Raw genomic sequence first — 7,451 nt, forward strand, 5'->3', positions numbered from 1 at the left:
AATCTTCTATGGCCTTTTTTACTGCCGATAATTGTGATTATGTTAACTAACTTTGTATATCATATTCATCTTGAAAATTAAGAAATAATATCCAAATTACTGTAAAATTAAAATAAAAACTTTAAGGAGAAATTATGAATGGTAGGTAAAGTTCAATTGTTATCAGAGAAAGATCTAGAAGAGGCAGCAAATATATTTACCAGTGTATTCAATGATGTGCCATGGAATGAGCCCTGGAGCTATGAAACATCTTATAAACGTCTTTTAGACATTAGTCTAACACCTGGTTACATAGGCATAGGCTATTTCGATTCTAATAATGGTGGGTTATTGGGCTTTTTAGTGGGAAATGAAGAACAATGGGCAGATATTAGGAACTTTTACATAAATGAAATTTGTGTTCTAAATAATATTCAACATAGTGGGATTGGTACAAACTTGTTAGATTACTTAAAACATATTCTTGAGTCTAGAAATGTTAACGAAGCATATCTTTCAACTGAAAGAGGTAATGCTAAACCTGAGTTATTCTTTAAAAGAAATGGATTTTCAACAAACGAATCACGTATTTTAATGAGTGTTGGGATTGGAAACTAATATTCAACAATTAAACAAAGGCTCACAAGAATCTTAAGACTTGTGAGCTTTTGTTTTGCTACCTAGAAAATCCATTACGTAAACAAGAAACTCCTTTAGGCAAAAGGTCTGGAGGATATTTTTATAGAAGTATAGTTAAGTTGACTACTGATACCTTGTGTAATGTCGATAATGAATAGTGAAATAGGGGGAATTGCAAATGTCACATCACTCATTAAAATTGTACGACTACCATGTATGGGCAAACCAAAAAATTTTCGACCGATTAAAAGAACTTTCTGAGGACATTTACGAAAAAGAAATTCAGAGCGTTTTTCCTTCTATATCAAAGGTGATGGCGCACATTTATGTCTCTGATAACATATGGTTAGATTTTATTTCTGGTGAAAAATTTGATGAAGTATATGCGTCGGCTGATCAATTGAGAGAACAGATGGAAACGAAAAGAATCGAGGAAGTAGAAACGATGTTTTTCGATTTATCTGACCGGTACAAAGCGTTTCTCGATCGTCAAGAAGATATGGAAACGGCCTTTGTGCTTGAAACTTCATTTGCTGGACGACTCGAAACTCGTTTATCTGACTTAGTACAACATGTTGTCAATCATGGAACATATCATCGTGGCAATATCACAGCTATGTTGCGGCAATTGGGCCATCCTGGTGTTATGACTGATTATGTTTTATATTTATATGAAAGGGATACGAAAGAGTAGTTTTTCCTCTATTGAGGATATACTAAATGATATTCTTAACAAAGTTTAGAATATCATTTATATAATCAGTTAACAAATCGTGTAATAAATGAAACTTTTCAAGGATTGGCTCAATTAAAAAGGCAACAAATCTTAACCTTTATAGATAATAAATAAAAAGAGAAGAGATACTTTAAGTACTCTTCTCTTTTTTTATGTGTTCCTATTCTGAATTATGGTAACTAGAAATGACATATACAGATTAAAAGTGAAGAAACTACCTAATGCTTAGGTAGTTTCTTCTATCCTTGTTGTAATTGATTTTTAAGTTGTTGTACAATAGTAGAATTTGCTGGAGCAGCTGGTTGGTAATAATTTTTTTGTTTTGCATACTCATACACACTACGTTGGCGTGTCTCGTCCTGATTACGTATTTGAATAAGTGTCTCATATAATTGTTGGTTATTTGTTTGGCTAATAATATTGGCATAACCTGTTAAACTTGCATTGAGACCTGCTAAATAATCATTTACGATATCCTTTTCATTCATCTTTATCTGTCTCCTATCCTAAAAATGAAATGAGCTGTTGTTTTGTATTTCTAGCGTCACGTACATCTTTTTGTAGCATTGCTGTAAGCTGTGGATCATTGCATTCTTGTGCGTATTGTTCTAATTTATTAATCAGTGTCCCATGTGCTCCGATAAGATGACGCAAATTCTCTACTTCTAGCTCCGTCAAGTTTTGCATATTGATTTCGCTTCCTTTCTTCATTCATTCCTCTTTATTATGAAACAAATAAAAAAAGATATGCGTAATAAAAAATAAGATGAATTGATGAGATAGTAGATATAACCTCTCATAAACGTCACTGCATATAAATCACATTACGTTAAGTAAATAATAAAGTATCTCATTAAATTGATTAGTTTCATTATTCAAATAAAGTGGCAACAAATAGAAATTTTCACCTTTTATCATATACCACTCTATCTTCTATTTATCTTTTAAGAAATTTTTATATTTATAATGATTTAACATAAAGTTTATAAGTATTTAATATAAATGCATCTTTAATAATGTAATCTTTATTAAAGATGTAAAATAACCGTATTTTACATAAAGGAGTAAATGAATAAACTCTGTTATAAAAATTAAAGTTTTATACTTTACTCTTAGTGACGACAAATATGAACTTTTTCTATACTAGATGTGTTATATTACACTTTTTAATGAAAATACATTAATTATTATCTATATAACTAAGTTGATATTATCAAAATTATGTTAACTAACTTTGTATGGCATAAACATATTAAATGACAACAAAGTCACTTAATTCTTTCTTTGTGGTAATATTAGGTTATTACTAAGATGGCGGTGATAATCATAGAACATAAGTGGCTTGATTGGGCGAAGCAACTTCAATCTATTGCACAGGCAGGATTAGCTTATTCAAAAGATATTTATGATGTAGAGAGATTTGAACTAATAAGAGACATAAGCGTTGAAATGTTATCACAACAAACAGGTATGGAAATGACAGTCATAAAAGATTTATTTGCAAATGAAACTGGTTACGCAACACCTAAAGTAGATATTAGGGCTGTGATCTTTAAGGATAACAGAATATTAATGGTCAAAGAGAATTCAGATGGTAGTTGGTCGTTACCTGGTGGCTGGGCTGACATTGGGTTAACTCCAAGTGAAGTAGCAGTTAAAGAGGTAAAAGAAGAATCAGGATTTGATGTGAAAGCTGTCAAATTGTTAGCTGTAATGGATATGAAATGTCATCCACATCCTCCTTCACCTTTTCATATTTATAAAATGTTCATTCAATGTGAAATCATTGGGGGGCAACCGATGAAGGGTGTAGAAACGAGTGCTGTGGAATTCTTTGCTGAAAATAAACTGCCGCCATTATCAATAGCTCGAAATACACAAACACAAATTGAGATGGCTTTTAAACATTTGTATAATCCTAAAGAATCTGTATATTTTGATTGATTTGTAATAACATTTAAGAACAATTTTAAATATATATACATTTAAAAGCCTTTGGAATTAGTGATTCCAAAGGCTTTATTTCCTATAATTAGAATTATAGGAAGTGGTTTTTTCTAAATGTATTCAGAAGGAATTTTTTTAATATCAAATTATAAACAGTATTTATTAATCGAATTAATTAGTTCAAAAGGCATGTGAATACCTACTAATCGTTCTCTTTCCTCTCCATCTTTGAATACTAGAATAGTAGGAGCAATAACAACACTGAACTGAAGAATATCTTCTTTATTTTTTTCTCCATCTACTTCTATTAAAGTTACTTCTTGCTCAAACTCTTTACTCGCTTGATGAAAGAATTGTTTCATAATTCTTCTATGCGGTGTATTAGGTAAAAAGAAATGAACAATTGTAATACCATTTTTTAATAGATCTGAAAAATGAGTGGTGGTGCCTTGTAAAATCCTCAAAATTGGACCTCCATTTGGTTAATAAATATACATATTATCACTCGAAATCCCCCTATAAACATCCTTATATTACAAAAAATGTTACCCTATATGTTTTATTTTACCAACTATTAACACCCTTGAGTTGTATCTTTTAAAATTTGAATTTAAATGGCTATAAATTACCAAAATGAGGATTTTATGTTTAATTCTAAAGTCTTTAATACTCTTATTTATTAAGTCTAAAATCACCGAATTATAAGGTGGAAAGTAAATTTAAGATATTATAGTTTGTAAACCTTGGGGGTTTCTATCTATTACACTTATTACCCTGCCTTTTAGAATAATAGTATCAGTATGTATTCGATTTAGAAGTTAGTTGCAAGCTAATTTTATTTTTTATAGAAGAACCGACTTTAGTGTGTAAGGTATGTAAAATTTTTCAAATATATATAAGGTATTATTTTCAGTTAAAATAGACTAGTATCAACTTAACTATACATATGGAGGAATAATCACCAATGAGTAACACTTTTTACAAAAATATTAGTTGCCATTCTAATAACATTGTCTTTGAAAATGAACGTGCTTTATCTTATACGACTTTACTTAAAAAGAGTGGAAAAAAAGCGAATAAGAAGTTTATTGTGATTGACAAATATCTAGACATAACTTTCTCTTTAGAAATGCCTCTTGAACTTCGTTCAGGGGGATGTGTTTACATGTACCCTTCTAACCCTTTAACATTTCGTGTTATGGGGGCCGATACTAGTGTACATAACACTATGAAGAAGTATTATGAAAGTATTGGGGAAAGTTGGGAACAATTCAAGAATGAATTCTTTACCGAATACAGTAGGACAGTAAACCCTATGCTTTTTCAAATGGAAGATAAATAAAAGACGGTCAGAATGAATCTAAGGATCAATCATCAGAACCAAATAAAAAATATTTGTATAGAAGATTTTCTCCATTATAGAGGGAATATTAAATTATAAGGATAAAAAAGATGGATAAATATCGATTTATAAAAGCACAGTTGGCGAAAACAAACAAAAAAAACGACGAAAATTATGTTATTACACGTATTTGGAATCGTCTTGATAATTTAGATATTAAATTTATTACACAACAATATGTGATTCGACCTGATGGTAAATATGCTTTGACCGACATGTACTTTCCACAGTTAGGTATACATATAGAAATTGATGAGGGGCATCACAAAACAAATATCGAATCAGATAAAGCAAGAGAAGAAGATATAGTCAGAGTAACTGACCACGAAGTTAAAAGAATAGATGTCACAAAAGGGTTAATTAGTATTCATCAGCAAATAGAAGGTATTGTACAGGAAATTAAAGAAAGATTATTAAAAGAGAAAGATAAGTTTGTACCTTGGGATATAGAAAAAGAGCTAAGCCCCCAAACATACATTGAAAGAGGTTTTATTTCGTTACATGACAATGTTGCTTTTCGTACAATTGCTGACGCATGTAACTGCTTTGGGCATCGTTATAAAGTCTGGCAAAAAGGAGCTGCATCCCATGTCTATGAGAAAGATACGGAGTTATGGTTTCCAAAGTTATTCCCTAATGGCACTTGGGATAATTCCATTTCTGAAGATGGAATTATCATTTTGGAAAGAAATCTAGATGAGATTGAAAACCAGAGATATTTAAAAGGAATTGTCGATGGACGAATTGGCACTAGAATAAGACCTCATAAACGCATTGTTTTTGCAAAAGTAAAAGGGCCATTAGGAGATATTATGTATCGATTTAAGGGTAAATATCAATTAAATATTAACAAATCCTTTAAGGCTGGTTGCATAGTTTGGGAAAGGCTATCTGAAAGGATAAAAACTTATCCTTCAAGATAACACCTAGCCCTTTCTTTAAATTAAAAGAGACTAATAGTTTAAATTTAGTGATCCCCTACCTAATAAGAGGATACGATATGCAGTCTGAAAAAAAGGGAGTAGATTCAAATTTGAAATTCGTTTCTAACCCCAAAAATAGGTTTCGAATACCAAAGGTCGGAAGGCATTCTAATTGCATTCATATTTAGAGAACATTAGGTTCAAAAAAATGAACATGGTGTTCTCTAATATTTCATAGCTTATGAAACGTTTATGTTTAAAATTTGAAACATTTTGTTTCATGAATAAAAGAAAGAGCAGGCTTAAGCCTGCTCTTATAGCCTTTAAGGCATATATATAATATGGAACAATTTATTAAACACGATTAAGATGTGTATCTTTAAAATGCGTAGGATATTTTCGCTCTCCGTTCCATTTTTCATTTTTTTGAATATTTTTCAACTTATTTTAAAATGACATTAAAAGAGACATGCCTTCTGGACATGTCCCCTGATGTTGAGAAGCATCATATACAGTTTTATCGCCACTCAACAATTTCATTAAGATTTTGTCTTGTTTTTGGACGTTTGGGATTCTCTTTCCGATATCCGAAAGCGACCATACAGGCTACACCGAAATCGTTGCCTTCAATGATACCCTCATTTTGCAAAATAGTGGTTACCTGCTTTTTATCAAAACCTTCTATTGGACAGGAATCAATACCGATCTGAGCCGCAGCTGTCATCATGTTTCCTAGTGCTATATATGTTTGTTTGCTTGCCCATTCAAAAATGAGACGGTCGTTATCTTCGAGTTCTGTCTCGACGAAGGATTTGTAGAAACCGGAAAGATTTTGTACAACTTCTTCAGGCATATGATGAATGTCTTTCATCATTTTGATTACGTGAACGGAATCATGTCTTAAGCCTTCTTTTCCTCTGGCCAATATAACTACAAAATGGCTGGCAGTAGGAAGTTGTCCCTGGGCACCGCCGGATACAGGTTTTAATTTTTCGCGAAGCGCTGCATCCTGGATAACAACAAACTTCCACGGCTCCAAACCAACTGAACTTGGAGACAATCTACCTGTCTCTAAAATAAAGCGAAAATCTTCATCCGAAATCTTTTTGTTGGTATCAAATTCCTTGCAAGCATGTCTGAACTGGTAAGCTTTTAAAATTTCCTGTTTTTTACTCTCTATTCCTATCATGTGGAATCATCCTTCCTTTTTAGTAATACTTTACTAAACCATATTTCTCCAAAAGCATTTTATTACCCTGCCAGTCAGTTCAATAATCTTTATTTCATTATATGGCCCGATTGTTGAATAGAATAACCCGCATTTTTTAACAACTTTATTATTTTTTAAACGATTTTATTGTCACTTACCATAAGTAACGCCTTATAGTAAGGTGTTACTTATCTTTGTGCCTAGAAGAGTGATTATGTTAACTACCTTTGTATATCATATACAGATAAATGTTTTATGTGATATAAGGCTTGTGTACTTTGATTTCTTTTGTTATTATATCGCATATGACGATATAATAAGGGGGGATATCGTGCTTTAATAAAATAAGCGTTAGTATATATATTTCTCTTGTTTTTATGCCTATTAATCATCAATATATCGTACGTAACGATATACTAAGGAGGATATTACGTGAAGGAAAATAAGAAAAAGGACTCTGAGATAAAAAAGAATTTTTGGTACTACTTGAATGAGATTATTAGAGCTCTTATTATGACCAAATAAACAAGGGTTAATATGTCTGTGTTATTTGCTTTATTAGTATCCGTTTTGTTAATATATCGTATATAACGATGTATAAGAGAGGACAAAAAC

The 7,451-nt window shown here is 31.4% G+C and carries 9 protein-coding genes; 5 read left to right on the top strand and 4 right to left on the bottom strand.

Going from position 1 to position 7,451, the window contains the following annotated elements; all coding sequences use genetic code 11:
- Positions 1–138: 138 nt before the first annotated feature.
- Both LIS78_RS29635 and LIS78_RS29640 read left to right on the top strand, forming a co-directional pair.
- Positions 139–597 (top strand): GNAT family N-acetyltransferase, encoded by a 459-nt coding sequence (locus LIS78_RS29635; protein WP_061860443.1) that lies wholly within the window; start codon positions 139–141, stop codon positions 595–597.
- A gap of 199 nt (positions 598–796) precedes the next feature.
- Positions 797–1,312 carry a DinB family protein gene (locus LIS78_RS29640; protein ID WP_061860442.1) on the top strand — a complete coding sequence of 172 codons (516 nt, stop codon included), beginning with the start codon at positions 797–799 and terminating at the stop codon, positions 1,310–1,312.
- A gap of 281 nt (positions 1,313–1,593) precedes the next feature.
- Here LIS78_RS29640 and LIS78_RS29645 read toward each other — a convergent pair whose 3' ends face one another.
- A complete protein-coding gene (locus LIS78_RS29645; RefSeq protein ID WP_013060045.1) occupies positions 1,594–1,842 on the bottom strand; it encodes a spore coat protein in 249 nt (82 codons plus the stop codon).
- A gap of 13 nt (positions 1,843–1,855) precedes the next feature.
- On the bottom strand, positions 1,856–2,041 hold the full coding sequence (locus tag LIS78_RS29650) for a hypothetical protein (RefSeq protein ID WP_061860450.1): 186 nt from the start codon (positions 2,039–2,041) through the stop codon (positions 1,856–1,858).
- A 639-nt stretch (positions 2,042–2,680) separates the two neighbouring features.
- Between LIS78_RS29650 and LIS78_RS29655 the strand changes: the two genes are divergently transcribed.
- Positions 2,681–3,298 (top strand): NUDIX hydrolase, encoded by a 618-nt coding sequence (locus LIS78_RS29655; protein WP_252285651.1) that lies wholly within the window; start codon positions 2,681–2,683, stop codon positions 3,296–3,298.
- A gap of 149 nt (positions 3,299–3,447) precedes the next feature.
- On the opposite strand, the gene LIS78_RS29660 is transcribed toward LIS78_RS29655, so the two are convergent.
- Complete coding sequence (locus LIS78_RS29660) at positions 3,448–3,765, bottom strand: thioredoxin family protein (RefSeq protein WP_055990308.1); 318 nt, start codon at positions 3,763–3,765, stop codon at positions 3,448–3,450.
- 500 nt (positions 3,766–4,265) lie between these two features.
- Between LIS78_RS29660 and LIS78_RS29665 the strand changes: the two genes are divergently transcribed.
- Positions 4,266–4,643 (top strand): hypothetical protein, encoded by a 378-nt coding sequence (locus LIS78_RS29665; protein WP_252285606.1) that lies wholly within the window; start codon positions 4,266–4,268, stop codon positions 4,641–4,643.
- A 110-nt stretch (positions 4,644–4,753) separates the two neighbouring features.
- Positions 4,754–5,626 carry an AbaSI family restriction endonuclease gene (locus tag LIS78_RS29670; RefSeq protein ID WP_252285607.1) on the top strand — a complete coding sequence of 291 codons (873 nt, stop codon included), beginning with the start codon at positions 4,754–4,756 and terminating at the stop codon, positions 5,624–5,626.
- A gap of 517 nt (positions 5,627–6,143) precedes the next feature.
- Here the strand turns inward: LIS78_RS29670 and LIS78_RS29675 are convergent.
- Complete coding sequence (locus tag LIS78_RS29675) at positions 6,144–6,815, bottom strand: NAD(P)H-dependent oxidoreductase (RefSeq protein WP_252285608.1); 672 nt, start codon at positions 6,813–6,815, stop codon at positions 6,144–6,146.
- Positions 6,816–7,451 lie beyond the last annotated feature (636 nt).

The sequence above is a fragment of the Priestia megaterium genome (genome assembly GCF_023824195.1).
Lineage (GTDB): Bacteria > Bacillota > Bacilli > Bacillales > Bacillaceae_H > Priestia > Priestia megaterium_D.

Coding starts and splice junctions, on each gene's coding strand:
- LIS78_RS29635 (WP_061860443.1), top strand. CDS start 139: ATGGTAGGTAAAGTTCAATTGTTATCAGAGAAAGATCTAGAAGAGGCA.
- LIS78_RS29640 (WP_061860442.1), top strand. CDS start 797: ATGTCACATCACTCATTAAAATTGTACGACTACCATGTATGGGCAAAC.
- LIS78_RS29645 (WP_013060045.1), bottom strand. CDS start 1,842: ATGAATGAAAAGGATATCGTAAATGATTATTTAGCAGGTCTCAATGCA.
- LIS78_RS29650 (WP_061860450.1), bottom strand. CDS start 2,041: ATGCAAAACTTGACGGAGCTAGAAGTAGAGAATTTGCGTCATCTTATC.
- LIS78_RS29665 (WP_252285606.1), top strand. CDS start 4,266: ATGAGTAACACTTTTTACAAAAATATTAGTTGCCATTCTAATAACATT.
- LIS78_RS29670 (WP_252285607.1), top strand. CDS start 4,754: ATGGATAAATATCGATTTATAAAAGCACAGTTGGCGAAAACAAACAAA.
- LIS78_RS29675 (WP_252285608.1), bottom strand. CDS start 6,815: ATGATAGGAATAGAGAGTAAAAAACAGGAAATTTTAAAAGCTTACCAG.